We start from the raw sequence: 25147 nt of genomic DNA on the forward strand, positions 1-25147 counted from the left end.
GGGCGGGCGTCAGCCCAGGTCGCCGGCCGCCGTCAGCTCCGCCAGCCGCACCAGCGTGCGCACGGCCGTGCCGGTGCCGCCCTTGGGCGTGTAGCCGAAGGGCCCGCCCTCGTTGAACGCCGGGCCCGCGATGTCGAGGTGCGCCCAGGTGATGCCCTCGCCCACGAACTCCCGCAGGAAGAGGCCGGCGACCAGCCCGCCGCCCATGCGCTCACCCATGTTCGCGATGTCGGCGGTGGGCGACTCCATGCCCTTGCGCAGGTGCTCGGGCAGCGGCATCGGCCAGGCCGGCTCGCCGACCTCCTCCGCGGCCTCGTGCACGGTGGTGCGGAACGCGTCGTCGTTGGCCATGATCCCGAAGGTCCGGCTGCCCAGCGCGAGCATCATGGCGCCGGTCAGCGTCGCCACGTCCACGATCGCGTCCGGGGCCTCCTGCGAGGCCGCCCACAGCGCGTCGGCGAGCACCAGCCGCCCCTCGGCGTCGGTGTTGAGCACCTCCACGGTCTTGCCGCTGTACATCCGCAGGACGTCACCCGGACGGACGGCGGTGCCGGACGGCATGTTCTCCGCGAGCGCCAGCCAGCCGGTGACGTTCACCTCCAGGCCGAGCCGCGCGGCGGCGACGACGGCGGCGAACACGGCGGCCGCGCCGCTCATGTCGCACTTCATCGTCTCGTTGTGCCCGGCGGGCTTCAGCGAGATGCCGCCCGAGTCGTAGGTGATGCCCTTGCCGACGAACGCCAGGTGCTTGTCCGCCTTGGAGTGCGTGTACGACAGCTTCACCAGGCGCGGCGTCGCGGCGGACCCGCCGCCGACGCCCAGGATGCCGCCGTAGCCGCCCTTGACGAGCGCCTTCTCGTCGAGCACCTGCACCTTCAGGCCGTGCTGCTTGCCCGCCGACGAGGCGATCGCGGCGAACGCCTCGGGGGTGAGGTCGTTCGGCGGCATGTTGATCAGGTCGCGGGCGCGGTTGAGCTCCTCGCAGACGGCGACGGCCCGGGCCAGCGCCCCCTTGTGCGCGGCGTCGCGCGGCTTCGCGCCGAGCAGCACGGCGTCGGCGAGCGGCGCCTTGCCGTTCTTGGCCTTGCCGCCGCCGTTGTCCTTGTAGGTGTCGAAGGAGTACGCGCCGAGCAGCACGCCCTCCGCGATCGCGCCGACGTCGCCCGCGTCCGTGACCGGCAGCGCGAAGGCGGCCTTCTTGGCGCCGGTGAGGGCGCGCGCGGCCGCGCCGGCCGCCTTGCGCAGGGCCTCGGGGTCGAAGGAGGCGTCCGCCTCGGGCTCCCCGCCCAGCCCCACCGCCACCACGAGCGGTGCCTTGAAGCCGGCCGGGGCGGGCACCTTCGTCACCTCGCCCTCGGCGCCGGACGCGCCGAGGGTGTCCAGGACGGCGGCGAGCCGGCCGTCGTAGGCCTTGTCCACGGCCTCGGCGCCCGGTGCGACGACCGGGCCCTTCGCGGCCTTGGCGACACCGATCACGATCGCGTCGGCCCGCAGGCCGGGCGCCGCGGCGGTGCTGAGAGTGAGAGCAGTCACGGTGGTGGGATCTCGCTTCCGATGTGAAGTTGCGTGGCCGAAAAGTGTGGGTCGACCGGCCCGGGAGCCGACCCTAGAGCCGGGCCGGGGGTGCGGTCGCACGCGGGGTGCGTCCCACCGGCGCGGCGAACCGGCGGGAACGAACTCCGCAGGAGGAGCGTACGCGCGCGTGCCCGTGCACTCCTTCCCGGGAGTGTTCACCCCTGTGTGGCGCCTTGGCCACCCGGTGATCCTCGCACCGTCCGGCGGGTGACACGCCGTGGGGGAGACGGCCGGTGCACCGGCCGCCCGCGTGGGGTCGGCCCTCAGCCGCCCAAGGTGAGGGCGACCAGCGCGGCGGTGGCGGCCGTCTCCGCGACGCCGCCGAAGACGTCCCCGGTCACCCCGCCGAAGCGGCGCACGCAGCGGCGCAGCAGCAGCTCGGCGACGACCGCTGCGGCCAGCAGCGCGAGCGGCGTGCGCACGGCGTCGGCGGCGCCGAGCAGGGCCCCCGCGACGGCCGCCCCGGCCGCGCAGCCCGCGGCCACGGCGAGTGCGCCCGGCACCGGCACCACCCCCGCGACGGCCGCCCCGAGCCCCTCCGGGCGCGCGGCCGGCACTCCGGCGCGCGCGGCGAGCGTGAGCGCCAGCCGGGCGGCGACCGCGCCGACGACGGCCGCGAGGGCACCGCGCGCCCAGGAGTCGCCGTACAACCGGTCCAGCGCGGCCACCTGGGCCAGCAGCACCAGGACGAGGGTGACTACCCCGAACGGCCCGATGTCGGACTGCTTCATGATCCGTAGGGCGTCCTCGGCGGGCCGGCTGCTGCCCAGCCCGTCGGCGGTGTCGGCCAGCCCGTCCAGGTGCAGGCCCCGGGTGAGCGCGGCGGGCACCGCCACCGAGGCGACGGCGGCGAGCAGCGGGCCCGCGCCCAGCGCGAGCAGCAGCAGGCCGAGCCCGGCGGACGCGGTGCCGACGACCAGCCCGGCCACGGGCGCGCCCAGCATGCCCCCGCGGGCCGCCGCACGGTCCCAGCGGTGCACCCGGACGGGGAGCACGGTGAGGGTGCCGAAGGCGAAGCGGAGGCCGTCGAACGACGAGGTCGGCGGGGTCTCGGTCACCGGCGCAGGCTACCGGCCGCTCGGGCGGAGACCGCGGGGGGTCCGGACTAAAGTGCGCGTATGGGACATTGGTTGCAGCGCAACATCGTCGAGCCGGGCAAGCTGCCGCTGCTCCTCGCCCTCGCCTCCTTCGTCCTCACCTTCCTGGTCACCCGGCTGATCACCCGGCTCATCCGGGCCGGCAAGGGTCCGTTCGGCAACGTCCAGGCGGGCGGGGTGCACATCCACCACGTGGTCCCGGGCATCGTGCTCACCGTCATCGGCGGCTTCGCCGCGGTCGCCGGCGGGCAACACGGCTTCGGCTCGTGCGCCGCCGCGGTCGTCTTCGGCATCGGCGCCGGGCTGGTCCTGGACGAGTTCGCCCTGATCCTCCACCTCGACGACGTCTACTGGAGCGAGGAGGGCCGCAAGAGCGTCGAGGTCGTGGTGGTCACGGCCGCCCTCGGCGGGCTGCTGCTGCTCGGCTTCTCCCCGTTCGGGGTCAACGACCTGTCCCAAGGGGAACTCCAGGACCGCGGCTCGGTCGTCGCCAGCGTCGCCGGCAACTTCCTGCTGTCCCTGGTGGCCCTGTTCAAGGGCAAGCTGCGCACCGCCCTGTTCGGCGTGATCGTCCCCTTCGTCGCCCTGGTCGGCGCGATCCGGCTGGCCCGCCCCGGGTCCCTGTGGGCCCGCCGCTTCTACGGCCGCCGCCCGCGCGCCCGCGCCAAGTCGCAGCTGCGCGCCTACCGCCACGACCGGCGCTGGGCCCGCCCGCGCCGCGCGCTGGAGGACTGGCTGGGCGGCAAACCCGACCCGGTCCCGCTCGACCGGGGCCGCTGACGCGCCCCGCACGGCGCGCACCGCCGACGCGCCCCGCACAGCGCGTACAGCACCAGCACCGCCGCGATGGCCGCCAGGTGCTCCCGGCCGGCCAGGTTCTCCTTCACCAGCACCTCGGCCACCATCGCGAGGGCCACCGCGCCGGCCGTCACCCGGGCGCCGTAGCGCAGCGCCACGACCACCGCGAGCCCCACCACCGCGGCCGACGGCCCGGTGTCCACCACGCGCGCGTCCGAGGCGGGCAGCCCCAGCGGGTGCCCCGGGCCGAGGGCGATGCCCAGGCGCGCGTAGAGGGTCCCGGCCAGCGTGGCGGCGTACGCCACCGCGAGCGTGCGCCACCGGCCCAGGCAGACCTCGGCGATCCCGAACACCAGCAGCACCTGGACCAGCGCCCCCCACACCGGCAGGTCGGGCGCCGGCACGAACAGCGACAGGGGTGTGCGCAGCAGGGCGAGCCACAGCGGGTCCTCCGCCCGCACCGCCCCCAGGTCGTGCACCGCGCGCATCCCCCACGGCCACTGCTGGGCGAGGTGCAGCACGCCCGTCAGGCACACCGCGCCGAGCGTCATCGCGACCGCCGCCGCGCGCCGCTCGGCGAGCCCGGCGCGCACGGTGTCGTACAGCCGCCCCCACTCGGCGCGGGCCCAGCGGGCGGCCGTGGTCATCCGCGCCGCTCCAGGCGGCCCCGCCCCGGCCGCTCCGGCAGCCCCGGCAGTTCGAGGAACCCTTCCGCGCGGGCCGACGCGAGGCCGATGCGGGGCAGGTCGGCGCTCTTCTCGAACAGCAGGAACCGCGGCTCCCAGATGGGCCGGTACTTGGCGTTGGCGCGGTACAGCGACTCGATCTGCCACCAGCGCGAGAAGAAGCTGAGCAGGGACCGCCACAACCGCAGCACCGGCCCGGCGCCCAGGCGGGCACCGCGCTCGAACACCGAGCGGAACATCGCGAAGTTGAGCGAGACCTGGGTGACGCCGAACGCCGGGCACCCGCGCAGCAGTTCGATGACCATGAACTCCATCAGCCCGTTGGCGGGGTGGGCGACGTCCCGGTCACGGCGCATCAGGTCCAGGGAGAGGCCCCGCGGCCCCCACGGCACGAACGACAGCAGCGCCTTCGGGCGGCCCTCGGCGTCGGCGCACTCGACCATCACGCACCGCCCGTCCTCCGGGTCCCCGAGCCGGCCGAGCGCCATGCTGAAGCCCCGTTCGGTGGCCCCGTCCCGCCACGCGTCGGCCCGCCGCACCAGGGCCCGGAGCTCGTCGGCGGGGATGTCCTCGTGCCGCCGGACCCGCACCGTGTACCCGGCCCGCCGCACCCGGTTGTACGCCTGCCGCACGGTGCGCATGGCCCGCCCCTCCAGGGTGAACTCGGCGACCTCCACGATCGCCTCGTCCCCGAGCTCCAGGGCGTCGAGCCCGTGCCGGGCGAAGACGGTGCCGGCCTCCTCGCCCGCGCCCATCACGGCCGGGATCCAGCCGTGCGCCCGCGCCTCGTCCAGCCAGGGCCCGATCGCCCCCGGCCACGCCTCGGGGTCCCCGAGCGGGTCCCCGGAGGCCAGCGACACCCCGCCGACGACGCGGTAGGTGACGGCGGCCTTGCCGGTCGCCGACCAGATCACGCTCTTGTCCCGGCGCAGCGCGAAGTACCCGAGCGAGTCCCGCTCCCCGTGCCGCTCCAGCAGCTCCCGCAGCCGCTTCTCGTCCTCGTGGCCGAGCGGGTCGACCGCGCGCCGGGAGCGGAACGCGGCGTACAGGACGGCCAGGACCAGGACGGTGCTCAGCACGTTCACGGTCACGTCGACCCAGGTGGGCGGGGCGATGCCCGGGGTGTGCCGCTCGTCGGACACGACCGAGACCAGCCGCAGCGTGCCGTACCACCAGCGCCCGGCGAACGTCGAACGCGCCGCGTCCGGCGCCCGGTTGGTGACCGTGACGAGCAGCGCGGCCAGCAGCGAGGCCCCCAGCAGACCGCACCCGGCGACGAGCGCCGCGAGCCGCGGGTTGGCCCGGTCGCCCTTGGCGTAGAACTCGCCGCGCCCGGCGAGCAGCGTGGCCACGAAGCCGGCGGTCAGCGCCAGCGACACCCAGTTCTGCGGGTACCGGCGGACCTCCGGGAACGCCATGGCGACCGCGAACAGCGCGAGGAACGCCCCGCTGAGCACGAGGTTCAAGATCCACGCGGCCCGCTTGCGGCGGCGCATCGTGACGGCGAGGAACGCGGCGAAGACACCCGAGGCGAAGCCGGCCGTCAGCAGGTACGGCGTGAACAGGTTCTCCTGGTTGTGCCGGCGCACGTCCTGCCCGAGGGAGACCCAGCCCGCGCTCAGGAAGTTGACGAAGGCGACGGCCCGCAGGTACCACACCGCGAGCGCGGCGGACCGCCTCGGGAGGGGACGGCGGTCGGGGCGGGGGGCGTGACGGTCTCCCATGGTGGGCGATCATATGGGCCGGTTCGACCTATTCATCTGATTCGCCCGAATCACACCTCCGCCGCGCCCCTCCCGCCGACCGTCACGCCGGAGCCCTGTGAAGTCCTACGTGAAGTCCTCCATGGAATCCTTCACCGGCTCCCCGCCGGGTTCGTCCGTGCGCTCCGGCAGCTCCGCCGCCAGCGCGGCGGCGGCCCGGACCAGCGGGAGCGCCAGCAGGGCGCCCGCGCCCTCGCCCACCCGCACGCCCTGGTCCAGCAGCGGCTCCAGCGCCATCCGGTCCAGCGCCTTGGCCTGCCCCGGCTCGCCACTGCTGTGGCCGGCCAGCCACCAGTCCGGCGCCCGGAACGCGATCCGCTGCCCCACCAGCGCACAGGCGGCCGCAACCACGCCGTCCAGGACGACCGGCACCTTGCGCACCGCGCACTGCAGGAGGAAGCCCGTCATGGCGGCGAGGTCCGCCCCGCCCACCGCCGCCAGCAGCTGGAGCTGGTCCCCGAGCACCGGCCGGGCCCGCCGCAGCGCGTCCCGGATCGCCGCGCACTTGCGCATCCACGCCAGGTCGTCGATCGCCAGCCCGCCCCGCCCGGTCACCACCGAGGCGTCGGTCCCGCACAGCGCGGCCACCAGCACCCCGGCCGCCGTGGTCCCGCCGACGCTCACGTCCCCGAGCACCACGAGGTCCGTCCCGGAGTCCGCCTCCTCGTCCGCCACCGCCACGCCCGCCCGGAAGGCCGCCTCCGCCTCCTCCGGGGTGAGCGCGTCCTCGACGTCGATCCGCCCGCTGCCGCGCCGCACCCGGTGCCGTACGACGTCCGCCGGGAACGCGTCCGGGGCGCAGTCCAGCGCCATGTCCACCACGCGCACCGGCACGTCGAGCCGCCGCGCCAGCACCGCGACCGGACGGCCGCCCGCCAGGATCTCCCGCACCAGCTCGGCGGCGGACCCGGCCGGCCGCGCCGAGACGCCGAGCTCGGCGACGCCGTGGTCGCCGGCGAACAGCACCACCCGCGGCCGCTCGACCGGCCGCACGGGCACGGAACCCTGCGCCGCGGCCAGCCACTCACCCAGGTCGTCGAGGCGCCCGAGCGACCCGGGCGGCACGATCAGACGCTCCCGGCGCGCCTCCGCGTCGCGGCGCACCCCGCCGTCGGGACGCTCGATCAGATCGGTGAAGTCGTCGAGATTCAGCGAGCTCATTCGCCGAACAGTACCGGCACCGGTCGAACGGCCCCGCGCCACGGGCCCGGCCCGCGACCGCGACATCTTTGCACCCGTCAGCGGCATCCCATACGTTCCCTTTTGACGCCCTTGGCGTGATTGCTCTGATCGCTCCGATTGATGTGATTGTTCGGTTGTTGTGCTCGCCTGCCTTCCTCCTGCCGGGAGTCGCCGATGCCCGCACGGCCCATCCACGAGCCCCGCCGCGACGACTGCCCCTGGTGCGGTTCGAAGCGGCTGCGCACCCGGCTGCGCACGCCCGACCTGCGACTCGGCCGGCCGGGCACGTTCACGGTCGACGCCTGCGAGGACTGCGCCCACACCTTCCAGAACCCGCGCCTGACCCCGGAGGGCCTCGCCCTGTACGGCAGCACGGCCGCGGAGGAGCCCGCCGACACCCGGCGCCTGCGCGCGGTGGCGCGGACGGTGCTGCGCCACGTCACGGAACCGGAGAGCTGGCTGGACGTCGGCACGGGCGAGGGGCGCTTCCCCGAGGCCGCCCGGGAGGTGTTCCCGTACACGTCGTTCGACGGGCTGGACCCGACGGCGAGGGTGGTGCGGGCGCGGGACGCGGAACGGGTCGAGGAGGCCCACGTGGGGTCGCTGACCGACCCGCGGGTGCTGGCCGGGCTGCGCGGCCGCTACGACGTGGTGAGCATGCTGCACCACCTGGAGCACACCCGCGACCCCCGGCACGAACTGTGGGCGGCGCGCACCGCGCTGCGGCCGGGCGGCCTGCTGCTCCTCGAACTCCCGGACCCGGCCAGCGCGTCGGCGGACCTGCTGGGCAAGTGGTGGCCGTCCTACGACCAGCCCCGCCACCTGCACCTGATCCCGCTGCCCAACCTCCGCGCGGAGCTGGCCGCCCAGGGCTGGCACGTCCTCGGGACGGACCGCCGCGCGGCCCACGTCCCCCGGGACCTGACGGCGGCCACGGCGCTCTACCTGACCCGCAAGGGCTTCCTCGCGCCCGCCGCACCGCTGCTGACCCTGGCCAGGGCGGCCGACCACACCCTGTCCCCGGCGGCCCGCCGCACCCGCTTCGCCAACGCCTACCGGGTCATCGCCCGCAAGGAGAACGGCCGCTGACGACCCGTCATCCGGCACCGCACCCCGCCCCTCCCCGCACGGCGACCGGAGCGGCCGCTCACCCCCGCAGCACCAGCGCCTGGCCCGCCACCACCAGCACCACCTGCTCGCACTCCGACGCCACCGCGGCGTTCAGGCGCCCCAGTTCGTCGCGGTAGCGCCGTCCCGACGCGGTCGCCGGCACGATCCCGGAGCCGACCTCGTTGGAGACGAGGACCACCGTGCGCCGGGCCGACCGCACGGCCGCCGCGAGCGCGGCCACCCGCTCGCGCAGCTCCCGCTCGCCGCCGTCCGCCCACAGCGCGTCGTCCCACGCCCCGACGGCGTCCATCGCGTCCGTCAGCCACAGCGACAGGCAGTCGATCAGCACCGGCGGCCCGTCCTCGGCGAGCAGCGGCACCAGGTCGCACGTCTCACGGGTGCGCCACGACCCCGGCCGCCGCTCCCGGTGCGCGGCCACCCGCGCCGTCCACTCGGTGTCCCCGCCGCGCGAACCGCCCGTCGCGACGTAGACCACCCCGGGGAACGACTCCAGCCGCCGCTCGGCCTCCACCGACTTGCCCGACCGGGCCCCGCCCAGCACCAGCGTCCGCCGCGGCACGTCGGGCACGGCGGTCGCGCTCCCGTGCGCGCCGGCCGTCAGCGTCGTCCCGTCCGCCACCGCCCGCGCCCCGGCGGCGGCGAGCCGGCGCCGCAGCTCCGCGCCCGGCGGCACGTCGTGGTCCAGGTGCACGGCGACCACGTCGGTACCGGGGCCCACCGCGCCCACCGCCCGCAGCCTCGCCAGCGCGTCCGGCCGCCCCACCACGTCCAGCAGCACCAGGTCGTACCGCCCGGCCGCACCGGAGCCCTCCTCCAGGCCGGCCGGCGAGCCGCCCGGCGGCAGGTACAGCAGCCGCTGCCCGTCCGGGCCGTTCACCGCGTACCCCGTGCCGCCCGCGTCCAGCGCCACCGCCCGCACCCGGTGGCCCGTCAGCACCGCCAACTCCCGCCCGTCCGGGACCCGCCCCGGCTGCGGCAGCCCGGCCGGCACCTCCACCGCCGGACCGTCGTGCGGGTGCGACAGCAGCACCTGCCGTACGCCGCCCAGCGAGCGCCCGGCCCGCGCGGCCGCGAACGCCGCGCCCGGGGTGAGGTCGAGCAGCAGCACCCCGTCCACGAGCACCGAGGCCGCCGCCCGCGCGTGCTCCCCGGGCGAGGCCGCGCACACCGCGCAGGGACAGTCGGGGCGGGGCAGTCCCGCCGGGGCACCGGTACCGAGCAGAGTCACGTCCACGCCCCGATTTTCGCGTGTCGCCGCAGGTCTTGCGCATCCGGCTAGGCTGCCAGCAGGAGCCGGACCAAGATCCGGCTTCTGCTCTGCACGTGTTCACACCAGGGAGGCGTACATGGCGGCATGGACGTGGCGGTTCGAGAAGACCGACGGGACGGAGGTCCAGCCCGCGGTGGAGCCCGAGGAGTTCACCACGCAGGGGGACGCCGAGTCCTGGATCGGCGAGCACTGGAAGGACCTGCTGGCGGGCGGTGCCGACCAGGTGCGGCTGTTCGAGGACGCCACGGAGATCTACGGCCCGATGAGCCTGCACGCCGAAGGGTCCTGAGCCCCCGTCGGACGGCGGCGGGGACGGCCGCGGCCACCCCCGGTCGACCGGGGCGGTCCACCGCCCCGCCGCCTACTGCGCGCCCAGCGTGACGTCGACGGTCCGCTCGGCGCCGTCGCGGACGAACGTCACCTTCGTCCGCTGCCCCGGCCGGTCCGCCGCCAGCGCCTCCGACAGCGAGGTGATGTCGGTGATGTCGGTGTCACCCAGCCGGGTGATGACGTCGCCGGGCCGGATGCCCGCCCCGTCGGCCGCGCCACCGTCCTTCACGTCGACCACCGCCACCCCGGCGGCCCGGAACGAGCCGTCGACGAACGTGCGGCCGGTGATGCCGAGCGCGGCCCGGCCCGAGTCGGTGACCTTGCCGTCCCTGACGATCTGGCCGGCCACCCGCTCCACCATCGACGCCGGGATCGCGAACCCGATGCCCGGCGCCGCGCCGCTGCCCAGGCCCGGGTCGACCGCCGCGAGCGTCGGGATGCCGATGACCTGCCCGTCCAGGTCGACCAGCGCGCCCCCGCTGTTGCCGGGGTTGATGGCCGCGGACGTCTGCACCATGTTCGGGAGGGTGGCCCCCGTGCCGCCGTCCGAGCCGCCCTCACTGACCGTCCGGCCGGTCGCCGACACGATGCCCTGCGTCACGCTCGACGCGAGCCCCAGCGGCGAACCCATGGCCAGCACGATCTGTCCCACGGCGACCTTCGCCGAGTCCCCGAAGCGCGCCGCCCGCAGTCCCTCGGGCACCTCGTCGAGCTTGACGACGGCGAGGTCCTGGGCGGGGTAGGAGGAGACCAGCGTGGCGCTCAGCGGGTCCTTGCTGTTGGCGGTGGTCACCGTGAAGGTCTTCGCGTCGCCGACGACGTGCGCGTTGGTGACGATGTGCCCCGCGGTGTCGTACACGACCCCGGACCCCAGGTCCGAGGCCGCCTGGATCTGCACCACCGACGGCAGCACGTCCTTGATCACGCGCTGGTAGTCGGCCTGGAGGTCGTCACCGGACCGCGCGACGGGTACGGCCGCCTGCCGCGTGGTGTCCTTCCGCGCCCCCGACGACGGCCCGGACCCGGAGCACGCGGACAGCAGGGCCAGCGAGCAGACCAGCGCGACGACGGCGACCGGCCGCGGACCTCGCGGGCGAGCGGGGCGGAGGCGGGGAAGGTCCATGCCCCGAGTCTCCTGGCGGCCACCCGCCCCGTCCCCCGGGGTTCACCCGGACGAGGGGGCCGGGGCCCGCGACGCGGGGATGCTCCGGACGACAGGCCCCAGGGGGGTGTCTAGCCCCGCACCCCGCACAAGTGCAGCAGCGCCGCCACCCCGCGGTAGGGGTCCGTCTTGCCGGCCCGTTCCTCCGCCGCCAGCAGCGTCTCCAGGTCGGCCGGCGGCTCGGTGCCGTCCGGCGCGGTGTCGGTGAACACCCGCACCCCGTACCAGGTGTGCAGCGGCGCGCCGATCCCCGCGAGGGTGTCGGTCAGCGCGGCCCGCCGGTCGGCCCGGGCGTCCACGCCCAGGCGGTTCCGGTAGGAGACGTCGTCGAAGGCGCCCAGGGCGCCCGCCCAGTCGCCGGACAGTCCCGCGCGCATCGCCAGCGCGTCGCCGTTGCGCACCAGCAGCGACAGCAGGCCGCCGGGCGCGAGCACCCGGGCCAGCCCCGCGAGCAGGGCGTCCGGGTCCTGGAGGTACATCAGCACCCCGTGGCAGAGCACCACGTCGAAGCTGCCCGGCAGGAAGTGCGCGCCCGTCTCGCGGCCGTCGCCCTCGATGATCCGCATCCGCTCCCGGATGCCCTCCGGCTCCCCGGACAGCGCCGCACGGGCCGCCGCGATCATCGTGGCGTCCTGCTCCAGCCCGGTCACCTGGTGCCCCAGCCGGGCCAGCCGCAGCGCCTGCGTGCCCTGGCCCATGCCGACGTCCAGCACGCGCAGCCGCTGCCCGACGGGGAACCGCCCGGCTATCTGCTCGTCGAGCTGCCGGGCCACCAGCTCCTGCCGTACGACCTCGCGCAGCCCGCCGAGACCGTTCAGCCAGGCGTCGGCGGCCCCCCCGGTGAACGACGTCGTGCTCAGGGCCGCTCTCCGCGCTTGACCTGCGGCTTGGGCAGCCGGAGCCGGCGCATCTGGAGCGAGCGCATCAGCGCGTAGGCGATGACGCCCTTGCGGTTGTCGGTCGGGAAGCGCTCCCTGAGTGCCTTGCGCAGCCGGAAACCGCTGAGGATCGAGTCCAGCACGATGAGGACGATCACCACGAGCCACAGCAGCAGCGCGATGTTCTGCAGCGAGCCCACGGGGACGATGCTGAGGACCAGGATGACCACGGCCATCGGCAGGAAGAACTCGGCCATGTTGAACCGCGAGTCGATCCAGTCGCGCGCGAACTTGCGGACCGGGCCCTTGTCGCGGGCCGGCAGGTACCGCTCGTCACCGCCCGCCAGTGCCTGACGCTGCCGCTCCAACTGGGCGCGGCGCTCCTCGCGCTGACGCTTGGCGGCGTCCTTGCGCGTCAGCGACGTGTTGGCGACGCTGCGGCGCTGGGACTGGGCCTCGTTGCGCTTGGGTGTGGGCCGGCCCTTGGGGGCCTGCGGGTCACGGGTCTGCTTGGAGTCGGTCACCGTCGCCTTCGCGGCGAGCGGGGCCTTCTCTTCCTTGGCACGGCTACGGAACACAAAACCCAAGGGTAAGGGCTCCCGGGCATGGACCCCAGCCCCGCGGGGAACGATCCGGCAACGCCGGTCGTCGTAAAGGGACAGAGCGGATGGAGCGGATGAAGGGGACCCGTCACGCGGGGACCACTCGGGGATCACCTACTCCTCACGCCGGAGCAGGAGCCCACCGCAGTCGTCCTCGGGGATGAGCGCATCGTCCCCGAACAGTGCGTCAATGGAAGCAGGGCCCGTACTGTGGGTTCTGTCGCAGAGCTGGAGCCGGAGTCCGTCAGAAGGGGGCGCGCGAAGCCCATGAGCGGTGTCATGAAGCGTATGGGGATGATCTTCCGCGCGAAGGCGAACAAGGCCCTTGACCGGGCCGAGGACCCGCGCGAGACCCTCGATTACTCGTACCAGAAGCAGCTGGAACTGCTCCAGAAGGTCCGCCGCGGCGTCGCCGACGTGGCCACCAGCCGCAAGCGCCTGGAACTCCAGCTGAACCAGCTCCAGCAGCAGTCGTCCAAGCTGGAGGACCAGGGCCGCAAGGCGCTGGCGCTCGGCCGCGAGGACCTGGCCCGGGAGGCCCTGTCCCGCAAGGCGGCGCTCCAGCAGCAGGTCACCGACCTCGAGACGCAGCACGCCACGCTCCAGGGCGAGGAGGAGAAGCTCACCCTGGCGGCCCAGCGGCTGCAGGCCAAGGTGGACGCCTTCCGCACCAAGAAGGAGACCATCAAGGCCACCTACACCGCGGCCCAGGCGCAGACCCGCATCGGCGAGGCGTTCTCCGGCATCTCCGAGGAGATGGGCGACGTGGGGCTGGCGATCCAGCGGGCCGAGGACAAGACGGCCCAGCTCCAGGCCCGCGCCGGCGCGATCGACGAGCTGCTGGCCTCCGGCGCCCTGGACGACCCGTCCGGCATGCACAAGGACGACATCCAGGCCGAGCTGGACCGCCTCTCCGGCGGTACGGACGTGGAGCTGGAGCTCCAGCGCATGAAGGCCGAGCTGGCCGGGGGCACCTCCGCCGACCGCCAGGCCATCGAGGGCGGCCAGGGGCAGCAGCAGCCCCAGCAGCAGCCCCAGGACACCCCGCGCTTCGACAAGCAGTAGCAGCCACCCAGCAGCCCGGCACTGGCCGAGGACAGGGCCGGGCAGCAGGCCCACGCCGAGGAGGGCGACATGATCGTACGGATCATGGGGGAGGGGCAGGTGGAGCTGGACGACTCCCGCCTCACCGAGCTGAACGAGCTGGACGACGAGCTCCTGGCCGAGCTGGAGCGCGGTGACGAGGCCGGCTTCCGCCGCACCCTCACCGCGCTGCTGGACGCGGTCCGCCGGCTCGGCACACCCCTGCCGGACGACTCCCTGGAACCCTCCGGGCTGATCCTGCCGTCCCCGGACGCCGGCCTGGAGGAGGTCCGGGAGATGCTCAGCGACGACGGGCTGATCCCGGGCTGAGGGGGCCCCGGGGAGCGGGCGCCGGGACGTACTGTTCCTCCGTGAGCACTCTGGACCGCGCCCGGTGCACCGTCAGGGCCCACCCCCTCGCCCTGGACGCGTCCGTCGCGGCGGGCGTCCTGGTGTGCATGGTGGCCGGCTCCTTCGTCGACCCGCGCGGCGACAACGGCGCCGTGTGGGGCGTGCGCAGCCCCGCCCCGCTCAGCCTGCTGCTGATCACCGTCGGCGCGGTGGCCCTCGTCTTCCGCCGCAGCGCCCCCCTGACGGTCCTCGCCGTCACCGGCACCGTCTCCGTCGTCGAGTGCGTCACCGGCGACCCCCGCGCCCCGGTCGCGATGTCCGCGGTGGTCGCCCTCTACACCGTCGCCTCCACCACCGACCGCGCCACCACCTGGCGGGCGGGTCTGCTCACCATGACCGTGCTGACCGGCGCCGCGATGCTCTCCGGGCCGCTGCCCTGGTACGCGCAGGAGAACATCGCGATCCTCGCCTGGACCGGGATCGGCGCGACCGCCGGGGACGCGGTCCGCAGCCGCCGGGCCGTCGTCCAGGCCATGCGGGAACGCGCCGAGCGCGCCGAACGCACCCGCGAGGAGGAGGCCCGCCGCCGGGTCGCCGAGGAGCGGCTGCGCATCGCCCGCGACCTGCACGACGTCGTCGCCCACCACATCGCCCTGGTCAACGTGCAGGCGGGCGTGGCCGCGCACGTCATGGACAAGCGCCCCGACCAGGCCAAGGAGGCCCTCGCCCACGTCCGCGAGGCCAGCCGCTCCGCACTGAACGAACTGCGCGCCACCGTCGGCCTGCTCCGCCAGTCCGGCGACCCCGAGGCACCCACCGAACCCGCGCCCGGCCTGGACCGCCTCGACGAACTGGCCGGCACCTTCCGCAGCGCCGGCCTGCGGGTGGAGGTGGCCCGCGCCGACCAGGGCACCACGCTGCCCGCGGCCGTCGGCCTCGCGGCGTACCGGATCATCCAGGAGGCCCTCACCAACGTGCAGAAGCACGCGGGACCGGAGGCCAGGGCCGAGGTCAGCGTGGTCCGGGTGGGCCCCAACGTGGAGATCACGGTCCTGGACGACGGCCGCGCCGACGACCCGCCGGACCCCGTGGCGGGCGGCGGCCACGGCCTGCTCGGCATGCGGGAGCGCGTCACCGCCCTGCGCGGCACCCTCACCACCGGTCCCCGGTACGGCGGCGGCTTCCGCGTCCATGCGATCCTGCCGGTCAAGACCCGCAGCGCCGCCACGGGACAACCGGGGGAGACCGTATGACGATCCGCGTCCTGCTGGCCGACGACCAGGCCCTGCTGCGCAGCGCCTTCCGGGTGCTGGTCGACTCCGAGCCGGACATGGAGGTCGTCGGCGAGGCCTCCGACGGCGCGGAGGCGGTCCGGCTGGCCCGGGAGGAGCGGGCGGACGTCGTGCTGATGGACATCCGCATGCCCGGCACGGACGGCCTGGCCGCGACCCGTCTGATCAGCGCCGACCCGTCGCTGGCCGCCGTCAAGGTGGTCATCCTGACCACCTTCGAGGTCGACGACTACGTGGTGCAGTCGCTGCGCGCCGGCGCCTCCGGCTTCCTCGGCAAGGGCAGCGAACCGGAGGAGCTGCTGACCGCGATCCGGGTCGCCGCCGGCGGCGACGCGCTGCTCTCCCCGGCCGCCACCAAGGGCCTCATCGCCCGCTTCCTGGCCCAGGGCGACGGCGCCGACGGCCACGACCCGCTGCGCTCGGCCCGCCTCGGGGCGCTGACCGTGCGTGAGCGCGAGGTCCTGGTCCAGGTGGCAGGCGGCCACTCCAACGACGAGATCGCCGAACGCCTGGAGGTCAGCCCGCTGACCGTCAAGACCCACGTCAACCGCGCCATGGCCAAGCTCGGCGCCCGCGACCGGGCGCAACTGGTGGTCATCGCCTACGAGTCGGGACTGGTCCGCCCGCACACGGACTGAGCCGCCCGGGGCCACGGCCGAGCTGCCGCCCGCGCCCGCCGCGACGGGCGCCCGCCCGGCCCGCCGCGTCACCTGCCCCCTCCCCGTCCGGCACCTGTCCCTATCCTGTGGACTCGAACTGCTCTGCGGACAAGGGGGAACGGAGCGGTGCCAGCACACAAGGACGACCCGAAGTCGGTCGGCGGGTACCGGATCGTCGGACGGCTCGGCTCCGGCGGCATGGGGGTCGTCTACCGCGGCCGGGCCCGGTCGGGCCGCGAGGTCGCCGTCAAGGTGGTGCACTCCCAGTACGCCGAGGACGGGGTGTTCCGCACCCGGTTCCGGCAGGAGATCGAGGCCGTCCGCAAGGTCAGCGGCGCCTTCACCGCCCCCGTCGTGGACGCCGACCCGGAGGCCGCCCGGCCCTGGATGGCCACCCAGTACGTGCCCGGCCCCTCGCTCGCCGACCACATCCGCGCCCACGGCCCGCTGCGCGGCACCGCGCTGCGCCGGCTCGCCCTGGGGCTGCTGGAGGCCCTGCGGGACATCCACCGCGCCGGGGTCGTCCACCGCGACCTCAAGCCCGCCAACGTGCTCATCGCCGAGGACGGCCCCCGGGTCATCGACTTCGGCATCTCCCGGGCCGCGGGCAACCAGACCCTCACCGAGACGGGCCACATGATCGGCACCCCGCCGTTCATGTCGCCGGAGCAGCTCACCGACGCCCGCTCGGCCGGTCCGGCCTCCGACGTGTTCTCCCTGGGCTCGCTGCTGGTGTACGCCGCCACCGGCCGGGGCCCGTTCGACGCCGACAGCCCGTACCTGACGGCGTACCAGGTGCTCACCGCGGAGCCCGACCTGACCGGGCTGCCCGAGCCGCTGCGCGCCGTCCTGGCCGACTGCCTGGCCAAGGACGCGGGCGACCGGCCCGCCCTGGACGACCTCGCGGGGCGGCTCGCCGAGGCCCTGCCGAGGTCCGCGCCCGACGACGACCCCACGGTCGCGCTGCGCCGCCCGGACCCCGAGCCCACCGCGCCGGAGCCGACCGGCTCCCGGACCGGCGGCCCGCACCCGGCGGGCCCGGCGACCGGTGGCCCCCGGGCCGACGGCCCAGCGGCGGGGGACGCGCACGCCGAGCCGCCGTCGCCCGAGCCGCCCCGGCCCCGGCGCACCCGCCGCCGCGCCCGGCTGGTGGCGCTGTCCGCCGGGGCCGCCGTCCTGGCCGTCGCCCTGACGGCGTACCTGCTGTCCGGGCCGGGCCACGGCGGCACGGCCGGGCCGGACGCCGGCCGCAGTCCGACGGCCGGCTCCCGCTGGGAGGCCCTGCCCGCGGGCTGGCGGCCGTGGCGGACCACGGTGTTCGCCGACGCCGCGAGCGGGGTGCGGACGTCCAGCCGGGGCAGCACCGGCGGGCTCTTCTGCGCGCCGGCCACCGGGGCGCTGTACTGCGCCGGTGACGGCGTGCAGCCGGTCCGGTTCGACACCCTGACCGGCAAGCTGCTCTGGCGGTCCGCCGCCGGGGCGTCCGGCGGGGCGGGGGCGCGGTACGAGTACCGGGTCCTCGGCGTGGCCGGGCAGGTGCTGCTGGTCCGGCAGAGCGTGCTGGCTGAGCTCGAGGGCGACCGGACGTCGTCCGTGGTGGCCCTCGACACGCGCACCGGCGCGCGGCGGTGGTCCAAGGACCTCGTCCGGGGCTCGCAGACGGCCCCGGCCCTCGCGGCGGGGCTGGCGCTGGTGCCGGACACCGGCGGCCGCACGGTCACCGCGCGGTCCCCGCGGGACGGCGCCCGGCTGTGGTCGGCCGGCCTGCCCGCCGGGCACTCCTGCGAGTTCCCGGCCTCCGCCGGGGGCCTGTACGCGGTGTGCACCTCCTACGGCGCCGGCGCGGACACCCGGCTGCTCCGCGTCGACCCGGCCGACGGCACGGTCCGCACCCTGGCCACGCTGGAACCGCGCAGCACCTACCTGGGCGTCCTGGACGGCCGGCACGTCTTCGCCGAGGAGAGCGGGTCGGGGGCGTCCGACCTGGACGGGACGGCGTACGGGCGCGCCGTCCTGGTCGACGGCAGCACCGGTGGGCGCCGGACGGTCCCGCTCGCCGGCACCCCGCGCGGCCCGGTGACCCTGGCCGGGGGCCTGCTCTGCTTCACCCTCTCCAACGGCCTGGTCACCGCGCACGCGCCGACCACGGGCAAGCGCCTGTGGCAGAGCCGGACCACGCTGGAACAGGGGGGCACCCCGGTGGCCGACGGCACGGGCCGGACCCTGTTCGTGGCCAGCGTCAGCGGCCGGGTGGCCGCCCTGGACAGCCGCAGCGGCACCGTGCTGTGGGAGTCGTACCCGCGCGCCGGGGGCACCGACAACGGCTTCGGGTCACAGATCCACCGTGCTGGCGGAGCCCTCACGGTCACCACCGCGGACGGCACGGTCTTCGCGCTCGACCCGGCCCACCCGGACCGCACCCCGACCTGACCCGCTCCGGACACGCCGACGGCCCGCCCGGGCACTAGGCCGTGTCCGCGAAGTCCCTCCCCCAGAGGGGGGACCCCCTGCCCCGCGACGCCCGGCACGCACTCTCGCCGCACCGGGCGAACACCCGAGTACGGCCAGTACGCGGGTGTCCGCCCGGCACACCGAGAGCACGCACCGGACGCCGCAGGCCCGCCCTCTGGGCGGACGACGGGACTTTGCGGACACGACCTAGGTGCTCGGACGGGCCGTACGGGTGGGTCCGGTCCCGCGGTGGCGCACCGCGGGGGCCGGGCTACGGCAGGGCCAGCATCCGCTCCAGGGCGAGCTTGGCGAACGCCTCCGTCTCCCGGTCGACCTGGATGCGGTTGACCAGCTTGCCCTCGGCCAGGGACTCCAGGGTCCACACCAGGTGGGGCAGGTCGATGCGGTTCATGGTCGAGCAGAAGCACACCGTGCGGTCGAGGAAGACGATCTCCTTGCCCTCCGGAGCGAAACGGTTCGCCAGGCGCCGGACCAGGTTCAGCTCCGTTCCGATGGCCCACTTGGAGCCGGCCGGGGCGGCCTCCAGGGCCTTGATGATGTACTCGGTCGAGCCGACGTGGTCGGCGGCGGCGACGACCTCGTGCCGGCACTCGGGGTGCACCAGGACGTTGACGCCCGGGATGCGCTCGCGCACGTCGTTCACCGAGTCCAGCGAGAAGCGGCCGTGCACCGAGCAGTGGCCGCGCCACAGGATCATCTTCGCCGCGCGCAGCTCCTCCGCGCTCAGACCGCCGTTCGGCTTGTGCGGGTTGTAGACGACGCAGTCCTCCAGCGACATCCCCATGTCCCGGACGGCGGTGTTGCGGCCGAGGTGCTGGTCCGGCAGGAACAGCACCTTCTCGCCCTGCTGGAACGCCCACTCCAGCGCCCGCTGCGCGTTGGAGGAGGTGCAGATGGTGCCGCCGTGCTTGCCGGTGAACGCCTTGATGTCCGCGGAGGAGTTCATGTACGACACCGGGACGACCTGCTCGGCGACGCCCGCCTCGGTCAGCACGTCCCAGCACTCCGCGACCTGCTCGGCCGTCGCCATGTCGGCCATGGAACAGCCGGCGGCGAGGTCCGGGAGCACGACCTTCTGGTCGTCGCCGGTCAGGATGTCCGCGGACTCGGCCATGAAGTGCACACCGCAGAAGACGATGTACTCGGCCTCCGGGCGCGCGGCCGCGTCGCGGGCCAGTTTGAAGGAGTCGCCCGTGACGTCGGCGAACTGGATGACCTCGTCGCGCTGGTAGTGGTGGCCGAGCACGAAGACCTTGTCGCCGAGCTTCGCCTTGGCGGCGCGGGCCCGCTCCACCAGGTCGGGGTCGGACGGCGAGGGCAGGTCACCGGGACACTCGACGCCGCGCTCGCTCTTCGGGTCGGCCTCGCGGCCGAGGAGCAGCAGGGCGAGCGGAGTCGGCTGTACGTCGAGCTCCGTGGTCTGGGCGGTGGTCACGACACGCACCCTTTCTACTTTTCGTCGTTCTGACGCTATCTATCATAACCCGCTTCACGTCACTTTGACGATGGTCATAGCGTCGGTGTGACGTGAATCCCGATGAGGCGTTTTCCGCCCGCTGCGCCGTGTGCGAGCATGAAGGAGGAGCCGAAAGTCCTCGCGCGCCCGGCCCGGAATGAATCCGCGGCCTTGCCGGTTGAACTCGTCGGCAAGCAGTCTCCGTACAACCCGGGAGAGATGTAGATGTCCGTATCGGACGAGACCACCACCGTCACCGACGGCATCATCCTGACCGACGCCGCCGCGGCCAAGGTCAAGGCGCTGCTCGACCAGGAAGGCCGCGACGACCTCGCGCTGCGCGTCGCCGTCCAGCCCGGCGGCTGCTCCGGCCTGCGCTACCAGCTCTTCTTCGACGAGCGCTCGCTCGACGGCGACGTGGAGAAGGACTTCGGCGGCGTGAAGGTCGTCACCGACCGCATGAGCGCCCCCTACCTGGGCGGCGCCACGATCGACTTCGTGGACACGATCGAGAAGCAGGGCTTCACGATCGACAACCCGAACGCGACCGGCTCCTGCGCCTGCGGCGACTCGTTCAGCTAGGCGGAACGCCGTGCGACCGAGCACGGCACCCGCACCGCACACGAAGGCGGCGGCCCCTTCCCGGGGCCGCCGCCTTCGTGTGTGTCCCGCCCGCGCCGCTCAGTGGGGCAGGCCCGCGCCGCTCAGTGGGGCAGCCGCGCGCCGGTCTTCTCCAGCGGCACCGCCCGGCCGTCCGCGCCGACGACCGCCCGGGCGCCCAGCGGCTGCTCCAGGTGCACCGTCCGGTGGTACAGCTTGGCGAGCATGATGCAGACCTTCTCCGGGTGCCGCTGCTCGGTCACGGTCACCGTCACCTTCCCGGCGCCCTCGGCCGCCGACACCGTGTAGTCAGAGCACACCCCGCCCGTGAACGCCACGGTCAGCTCATCGCCCTCCGCCGTGTACCCGTCGACGTGCACCTCGTGCGGTGCCCCCGTCGGGCTCGCGGCGCCGCCGGGCGCGGACGGCCGCGGGCTCGGCGGCTCGGTCGGCTCACCGGGCGGCGGCGTGACCGACGCCGACGGGGTCGGCGCCGTCAGGTACCGCGGGTCCACGGCCGGGTGCGTCACCGTGTACGGATCCCCGGCCGCCTTCGGCCGCACCTCGAACAGCCATGACGGCACCAGCACCTGCCGACCGCCCGAGCTCTGCGGGGCCAGCCCGAACACCGCCTCCTCGACGGTCAGCGTCTCCTTCTGCGGAGCCGCCGTCGACGCCCCGCACGGGCTCTCCAGCCGGTCCTTCAGCGGCACCGGGCTCGCGCAGCCGCCGATGCCCATCCGGTGGTGGCCCGTCGCCCCCGGGGCCGCGTCCGCCCCCGGGGCCGTGTTCATCAGCTCCAGCGTGTCCTCGGCGCTCAGTACCGGGTACGTCGCGCCCTTCACCGGCGCCGACACCTGCCCGTTGCCCTGCACGACCTCGCCCTGCGCGCCGACGACGATCCCGGTCGTCCAGCCGTGGGTCGGCAGACCGCCCACCACCGGATCGGCGTTCACCACCCGCTGCGCGCCCAGGACCTGCCCGGCGTCCACCTTGGCGGTGTCCTGGCCGACGGCCTTGAGTACCGGCGCCGCCGCCTTCTTCGCCACGGCCTCGCTCACCGGGGTCCCGGACGGGGCGATCGGGGCCTTGCCGCAGACCGCCTGGGCCCGCGTGCAGTCGTCGGTGCCCGGCGCGTACCGGTTGAACGTCCACAGGCCCGGCGCCTGCCGGTTCACCCGGAGCACCGGCCCCGAGCCGTCCTGGGCGGCGCCGACCCGCCAGACGTCACCGTCCGCCACGGGCGTGCCGTCCACCCCGAGGGCCTTCGCGAGCCGGGCGGCCTCGTCCTGGCCGACCGCGCCCTTGGGCCAGTACACGGCCGCGGTGGAGGGGCCGTCGGGCAGCGGGCCGTCGGCGCGGTAGACCACGCCGTACGGGTTCGGCTCACCGGGCGCGATGCCGTTGCCGGTCGAGGAGCCGTCGGACCCGGAGGGCGCGGGCGAGGCGGCGACGTACCCGTCGAGCGCCAGGGGAGGCGGGGTGCCCCCGCCGGACGGCGACCCGGCCCCGCCGCCGTCCCCCTTGGTGGTGTCGGCCACCAGGTACGCGCCGCCCCCGCCGGCCAGCAGCACGGCGGCGGCGACGGAGGCGACCACCACCGGGGTGCGGCGGAGGAAGGGGTGGGACCCGCGGGCCCCGGGGCCGCCCCCGGCGGTCCCCTTGCTCTCCGTGGTCCCGGCGGTCCCGGTGGGCTCGGCGTCGTCGTGGTCGGGTCGCTCGGTGTTCACGCCATCGCTCCTTCGGCTGCGCTGCAGTCCTGCCGTCCCCCGTGAGCGGGGACAGCGATGGGACGCAGCGGGGGAGCGCACGGTTCCCCGCCGAGCGCCCTCCCCTCAGTCGCCGTAGTCGGACATGCCCTCCAGCAGCCGGGCCGAGGTCGCCGGGACGGTCACCCCGTGGAGGTGCGACGGCGGCACGGGACGGGGCGCGGACCGGTCCGGCGCCGCCCAGTGCGGGGCCATGCGGGCGCAGTCCCCCCGCAGCGACGCCAGGTCGCCTTCGAGGTCGGCCGGAGCGGGCGCGGACACCTTGAGGTTCGTCATAACGGCACCGTAGGCACGCCGCAGCCGGTGAAGAAAGATCTACTATCGGGTAGTTTCGTGCGCTTCTACGGCCCCCGCCGACCGGGTAGCGTGAACTGTCAACCCACCTCCCCCCAGGAGAGTCCACGCCGTGCGCATCGCAGTCACCGGCTCCATCGCCACCGACCACCTCATGACGTTCCCCGGCCGCTTCGCCGACCAGCTCGTCGCGGACCAGCTGCACACGGTCTCGCTCTCCTTCCTGGTCGACAACCTGGACGTACGGCGCGGCGGCGTCGGCGCGAACATCGCGTTCGGCATGGGACAGCTCGGCACCGGGCCGGTCCTGGTCGGCGCGGCGGGCTTCGACTTCGACGACTACCGCGCCTGGCTCGACCGGCACGGCGTGGACACCGAGTCGGTCCGCATCTCCGACACGCTGCACACGGCCCGCTTCGTGTGCACGACCGACGCCGACCACAACCAGATCGGCTCCTTCTACACGGGCGCCATGAGCGAGGCCCGCCTCATCGAGCTGAAGACCGTCGCGGACCGCGTCGGCGGGCTCGACCTGGTGCTGATCGGCGCCGACGACCCCGAGGCGATGCTCCGCCACACGGAGGAGTGCCGCACCCGGGGCATCCCCTTCGCCGCCGACTTCTCCCAGCAGATCGCCCGGATGGAGGGCGAGGAGATCCGGATACTGCTGGACGGCGCGACGTACCTGTTCTCCAACGAGTACGAGAAGGGCCTCATCGAGTCCAAGACCGGCTGGAGCGACGCCGAGATCCTCTCCCGCGTCGGCCACCGGGTCACCACGCTGGGCTCGCGCGGCGTGCGCATCGAGCGCGCCGGCGAGGACCCGGTCGAGGTCGGCTGCCCCGAGGAGGAGCGCAAGGCCGACCCCACAGGCGTGGGCGACGCGTTCCGCGCCGGCTTCCTGTCCGGGCTGTCCTGGGGCGTCTCCCACGAGCGCGCGGCCCAGGTGGGCTGCATGCTCGCCACGCTCGTCATCGAGACCGTGGGCACCCAGGAGTACCGCCTGCTGCGCGGCCACTTCATGGAGCGCTTCACCAAGGCCTACGGCGACGAGGCGGCCGCCGAGGTGGAGACCCACCTGCGCTAGCCCCCCACCCCGCCGCTGAGCCGGCCGGTCAGCTCACCCGGCGCACCACGTACGCCGCGCCCCGCTCGGCCGGTTCCTCCCCGACGTACTCCTGGCCCCGCATGGCGCACCACGCCGGGATGTCCAGGCGGGCCGCCTCGTCGTCGGAGAGGACCCGGACCGTGCCGCCCACCGGGACCTCCCCGAACACCTTGGCCAGTTCGATGACCGGGATCGGGCACCGCTTGCCGAGCGCGTCGACGACCAGTTCCTCCCGCGCCGGGACGGCCGCCGGCGCCGCTGCCGGGGCGCCCAGCGCGTCCCGGGCACCGGCCACCAGGCCCGGCAGGACGTCCAGGAAGCGCTCCACGTCCTCCTCGGGCGTCCCCGGCGGCAGGGACACCCGCACGTTGCCCTCGCTCAGCACCCCCATGGCGCGCAGCACATGGCTGGGCGTCAGCGTGCTGCTGGTGCAGGAGGAGCCCGACGACACGGAGAAGCCCTCCCGGTCCAGGGCGTGCAGCAGCGCCTCCCCGTCGACGTAGAGGCAGGAGAAGGTCACGATCCCGGGCAGCCGCCGCTCGGGGTCGCCGACCACCTCGACGTCCGGCACGGTCCGCGCCACCCGCGCCCGGATCCGCTCCGTCAGGTCCCGCAGCCGTACCGCCTCGGCCGCCGCCTCGTCCCGCACGGCGCGCAGGGACGCCACGGCCGCCACGATCGCCGGCAGGTTCCCGAAGCCGGGCGCCCGGCCCGACTCGCGCTCGTCCGCGGGCCCTTGCGGGGCGAACCGCACGCCCTTGCGCACCACGAGCAGCCCGACCCCGGGCGGGCCGCCCCACTTGTGCGCGCTCGCCGCCAGCAGCGACCAGTCGCCCGCCACCGGCCCCCACCCCAGCGACTGCGCCGCGTCCACCAGCAGCGGCACCCCGGCCGCCCGGCAGGCCTCGGCCACGGCCGCCACGGGCTGTTCGGTGCCCACCTCGTGGTTGGCCGACTGCAGGCACGCCAGCGCGGTGTCCGGCCGCAGCGCCCCCGCGTACTCCGAAGGGTCCACGGACCCGGCCCGGTTCACCGGCACCCGGGTCACCGTCCCGCCGTCCGCCTCGTACGCCTCCGCCGAATGGAGGACGCAGGAGTGTTCGACGGACGACACGATCAGGTGGCGTCCGGTGCGCCGCCGTCCGGCCGCCGCGCCCGCGATCCCGGTGTGCACGGCGTGCGTTCCGGACGGGGTGAACACCACCTCGTCGGCCCGGCAGCCGACGGCCTCGGCGGCCGCCTCCCGCGCGGCGTCCAGCAGCATCCGGGCCCTGCGCCCCTCCCGGTACAGCCGCGCCGGATCGGCCCATCCCTCGTCCAAGGAGGCCAACAGCGCCTGACGGGCGACGGGGTGGAGGGGAGCGGCCGAAGCGGCGTCGAAGTAGGCCATGCGGCCACGCTAGACGGACGGCCCGGGAACCGGCGTCCGGGGGCTCGGGGAACCGCGCAACACGCCCCGCCGGGACCCGCCGCCGCCAATCCAGCTAACCGGCGGAGCGACTAGGCACCCCTCCCCGCGAACCCCCGGAAGGCGTCGGCTAGGGTTTGGTCCGCATAAACATCCAAACCCCTGCCCGACGCAGGGCGGC

23 protein-coding genes are annotated in these 25147 nt (G+C 75.0%); 10 read left to right on the forward strand and 13 right to left on the reverse strand.

All coding sequences use genetic code 11. The annotated features are described in order from the left end of the window. Positions 1–9 precede the first annotated feature (9 nt). A complete protein-coding gene (locus AQJ30_RS10380) occupies positions 10–1533 on the reverse strand; it encodes a leucyl aminopeptidase (RefSeq protein WP_067231626.1) in 1524 nt (507 codons plus the stop codon). A gap of 305 nt (positions 1534–1838) precedes the next feature. Then, positions 1839–2633, reverse strand: coding sequence for an adenosylcobinamide-GDP ribazoletransferase (locus tag AQJ30_RS10385; RefSeq protein ID WP_067231628.1), 795 nt, complete (start codon positions 2631–2633; stop codon positions 1839–1841). A 60-nt stretch (positions 2634–2693) separates the two neighbouring features. On the opposite strand from AQJ30_RS10385, the gene AQJ30_RS10390 reads away from it, so the two are divergent. Next, on the forward strand, positions 2694–3452 hold the full coding sequence (locus AQJ30_RS10390; protein WP_067231630.1) for a hypothetical protein: 759 nt from the start codon (positions 2694–2696) through the stop codon (positions 3450–3452). On the opposite strand, the gene AQJ30_RS38950 is transcribed toward AQJ30_RS10390, so the two are convergent. The 3 genes from AQJ30_RS38950 to cobT all read right to left on the reverse strand — a co-directional run bounded on the left by AQJ30_RS38950 (position 3356) and on the right by cobT (position 7080). Next, complete coding sequence (locus tag AQJ30_RS38950) at positions 3356–4117, reverse strand: hypothetical protein (RefSeq protein ID WP_067231634.1); 762 nt, start codon at positions 4115–4117, stop codon at positions 3356–3358. The genes AQJ30_RS10390 and AQJ30_RS38950 overlap by 97 nt on opposite strands. Further along, positions 4114–5880 (reverse strand): phosphatidylglycerol lysyltransferase domain-containing protein, encoded by a 1767-nt coding sequence (locus AQJ30_RS10400; protein ID WP_067231636.1) that lies wholly within the window; start codon positions 5878–5880, stop codon positions 4114–4116. Before AQJ30_RS10400 ends, AQJ30_RS38950 begins: the two co-directional genes overlap by 4 nt. 105 nt (positions 5881–5985) lie before the next feature. Next, positions 5986–7080 carry a nicotinate-nucleotide--dimethylbenzimidazole phosphoribosyltransferase gene (gene cobT / locus AQJ30_RS10405; RefSeq protein WP_067231639.1) on the reverse strand — a complete coding sequence of 365 codons (1095 nt, stop codon included), beginning with the start codon at positions 7078–7080 and terminating at the stop codon, positions 5986–5988. Positions 7081–7275: 195 nt separating this feature from the next. Between cobT and AQJ30_RS10410 the strand changes: the two genes are divergently transcribed. Beyond that, positions 7276–8190 (forward strand): class I SAM-dependent methyltransferase, encoded by a 915-nt coding sequence (locus tag AQJ30_RS10410; RefSeq protein ID WP_067231641.1) that lies wholly within the window; start codon positions 7276–7278, stop codon positions 8188–8190. A gap of 58 nt (positions 8191–8248) precedes the next feature. On the opposite strand, the gene AQJ30_RS10415 is transcribed toward AQJ30_RS10410, so the two are convergent. Continuing rightward, complete coding sequence (locus AQJ30_RS10415) at positions 8249–9466, reverse strand: bifunctional adenosylcobinamide kinase/adenosylcobinamide-phosphate guanylyltransferase (protein WP_067231644.1); 1218 nt, start codon at positions 9464–9466, stop codon at positions 8249–8251. 112 nt (positions 9467–9578) lie between these two features. Between AQJ30_RS10415 and AQJ30_RS10420 the strand changes: the two genes are divergently transcribed. Continuing rightward, positions 9579–9791 (forward strand): hypothetical protein, encoded by a 213-nt coding sequence (locus AQJ30_RS10420; RefSeq protein WP_067231645.1) that lies wholly within the window; start codon positions 9579–9581, stop codon positions 9789–9791. Between the two features lie 72 nt (positions 9792–9863). On the opposite strand, the gene AQJ30_RS10425 is transcribed toward AQJ30_RS10420, so the two are convergent. The 3 genes from AQJ30_RS10425 to AQJ30_RS10435 all read right to left on the reverse strand — a co-directional run bounded on the left by AQJ30_RS10425 (position 9864) and on the right by AQJ30_RS10435 (position 12450). Beyond that, complete coding sequence (locus AQJ30_RS10425; RefSeq protein WP_067231648.1) at positions 9864–10955, reverse strand: S1C family serine protease; 1092 nt, start codon at positions 10953–10955, stop codon at positions 9864–9866. A 110-nt stretch (positions 10956–11065) separates the two neighbouring features. Beyond that, complete coding sequence (locus AQJ30_RS10430) at positions 11066–11767, reverse strand: class I SAM-dependent methyltransferase (RefSeq protein ID WP_067231649.1); 702 nt, start codon at positions 11765–11767, stop codon at positions 11066–11068. A gap of 83 nt (positions 11768–11850) precedes the next feature. After that, a complete protein-coding gene (locus AQJ30_RS10435; RefSeq protein WP_067231652.1) occupies positions 11851–12450 on the reverse strand; it encodes a DUF3043 domain-containing protein in 600 nt (199 codons plus the stop codon). Positions 12451–12762: 312 nt separating this feature from the next. On the opposite strand from AQJ30_RS10435, the gene AQJ30_RS10440 reads away from it, so the two are divergent. From AQJ30_RS10440 to AQJ30_RS10460, 5 genes are all read left to right on the forward strand, one after another. Then, positions 12763–13539 carry a PspA/IM30 family protein gene (locus AQJ30_RS10440; RefSeq protein WP_079083962.1) on the forward strand — a complete coding sequence of 259 codons (777 nt, stop codon included), beginning with the start codon at positions 12763–12765 and terminating at the stop codon, positions 13537–13539. A 69-nt stretch (positions 13540–13608) separates the two neighbouring features. After that, complete coding sequence (gene pspAA / locus AQJ30_RS10445) at positions 13609–13887, forward strand: PspA-associated protein PspAA (protein ID WP_067231656.1); 279 nt, start codon at positions 13609–13611, stop codon at positions 13885–13887. Positions 13888–13928: 41 nt separating this feature from the next. Continuing rightward, the gene (locus AQJ30_RS10450) at positions 13929–15161 is read left to right on the forward strand and encodes a sensor histidine kinase (protein ID WP_067231659.1); all 1233 of its coding nucleotides are present in this window, start codon (positions 13929–13931) and stop codon (positions 15159–15161) included. After that, on the forward strand, positions 15158–15838 hold the full coding sequence (locus tag AQJ30_RS10455) for a response regulator transcription factor (protein ID WP_067231661.1): 681 nt from the start codon (positions 15158–15160) through the stop codon (positions 15836–15838). The genes AQJ30_RS10450 and AQJ30_RS10455 overlap by 4 nt, the downstream gene beginning before the upstream one ends. 147 nt (positions 15839–15985) lie before the next feature. Then, positions 15986–18289, forward strand: a complete 2304-nt coding sequence (locus AQJ30_RS10460; RefSeq protein WP_067231663.1) for a protein kinase domain-containing protein — start codon at positions 15986–15988, stop codon at positions 18287–18289. Between the two features lie 292 nt (positions 18290–18581). Here the strand turns inward: AQJ30_RS10460 and nadA are convergent, their stop codons facing one another. Continuing rightward, positions 18582–19766: a quinolinate synthase NadA gene (nadA, locus tag AQJ30_RS10465; RefSeq protein ID WP_067232635.1), complete on the reverse strand. Its 1185-nt coding sequence runs from the start codon at positions 19764–19766 to the stop codon at positions 18582–18584. Between the two features lie 246 nt (positions 19767–20012). On the opposite strand from nadA, the gene AQJ30_RS10470 reads away from it, so the two are divergent. Then, positions 20013–20369, forward strand: a complete 357-nt coding sequence (locus tag AQJ30_RS10470; protein WP_028422454.1) for an iron-sulfur cluster assembly accessory protein — start codon at positions 20013–20015, stop codon at positions 20367–20369. Positions 20370–20491: 122 nt separating this feature from the next. Here the strand turns inward: AQJ30_RS10470 and AQJ30_RS10475 are convergent, their stop codons facing one another. Together AQJ30_RS10475 and AQJ30_RS10480 are read right to left on the reverse strand one after the other, a co-directional pair. After that, the gene (locus tag AQJ30_RS10475; RefSeq protein ID WP_067231664.1) at positions 20492–22117 is read right to left on the reverse strand and encodes a hypothetical protein; all 1626 of its coding nucleotides are present in this window, start codon (positions 22115–22117) and stop codon (positions 20492–20494) included. A gap of 105 nt (positions 22118–22222) precedes the next feature. Continuing rightward, the gene (locus AQJ30_RS10480) at positions 22223–22432 is read right to left on the reverse strand and encodes a hypothetical protein (RefSeq protein WP_067231666.1); all 210 of its coding nucleotides are present in this window, start codon (positions 22430–22432) and stop codon (positions 22223–22225) included. Between the two features lie 130 nt (positions 22433–22562). On the opposite strand from AQJ30_RS10480, the gene AQJ30_RS10485 reads away from it, so the two are divergent. Then, positions 22563–23537, forward strand: coding sequence for a carbohydrate kinase family protein (locus AQJ30_RS10485; RefSeq protein WP_067231668.1), 975 nt, complete (start codon positions 22563–22565; stop codon positions 23535–23537). Between the two features lie 28 nt (positions 23538–23565). Here the strand turns inward: AQJ30_RS10485 and AQJ30_RS10490 are convergent, their stop codons facing one another. Beyond that, entirely contained in the window at positions 23566–24948 is a 1383-nt protein-coding gene (locus AQJ30_RS10490) for a cysteine desulfurase/sulfurtransferase TusA family protein (protein ID WP_067231669.1), read from the reverse strand. Positions 24949–25147: the final 199 nt, after the last annotated feature.

The sequence above is a fragment of the Streptomyces longwoodensis genome, assembly GCF_001514125.1.
Taxonomy (GTDB): domain Bacteria; phylum Actinomycetota; class Actinomycetes; order Streptomycetales; family Streptomycetaceae; genus Streptomyces; species Streptomyces longwoodensis.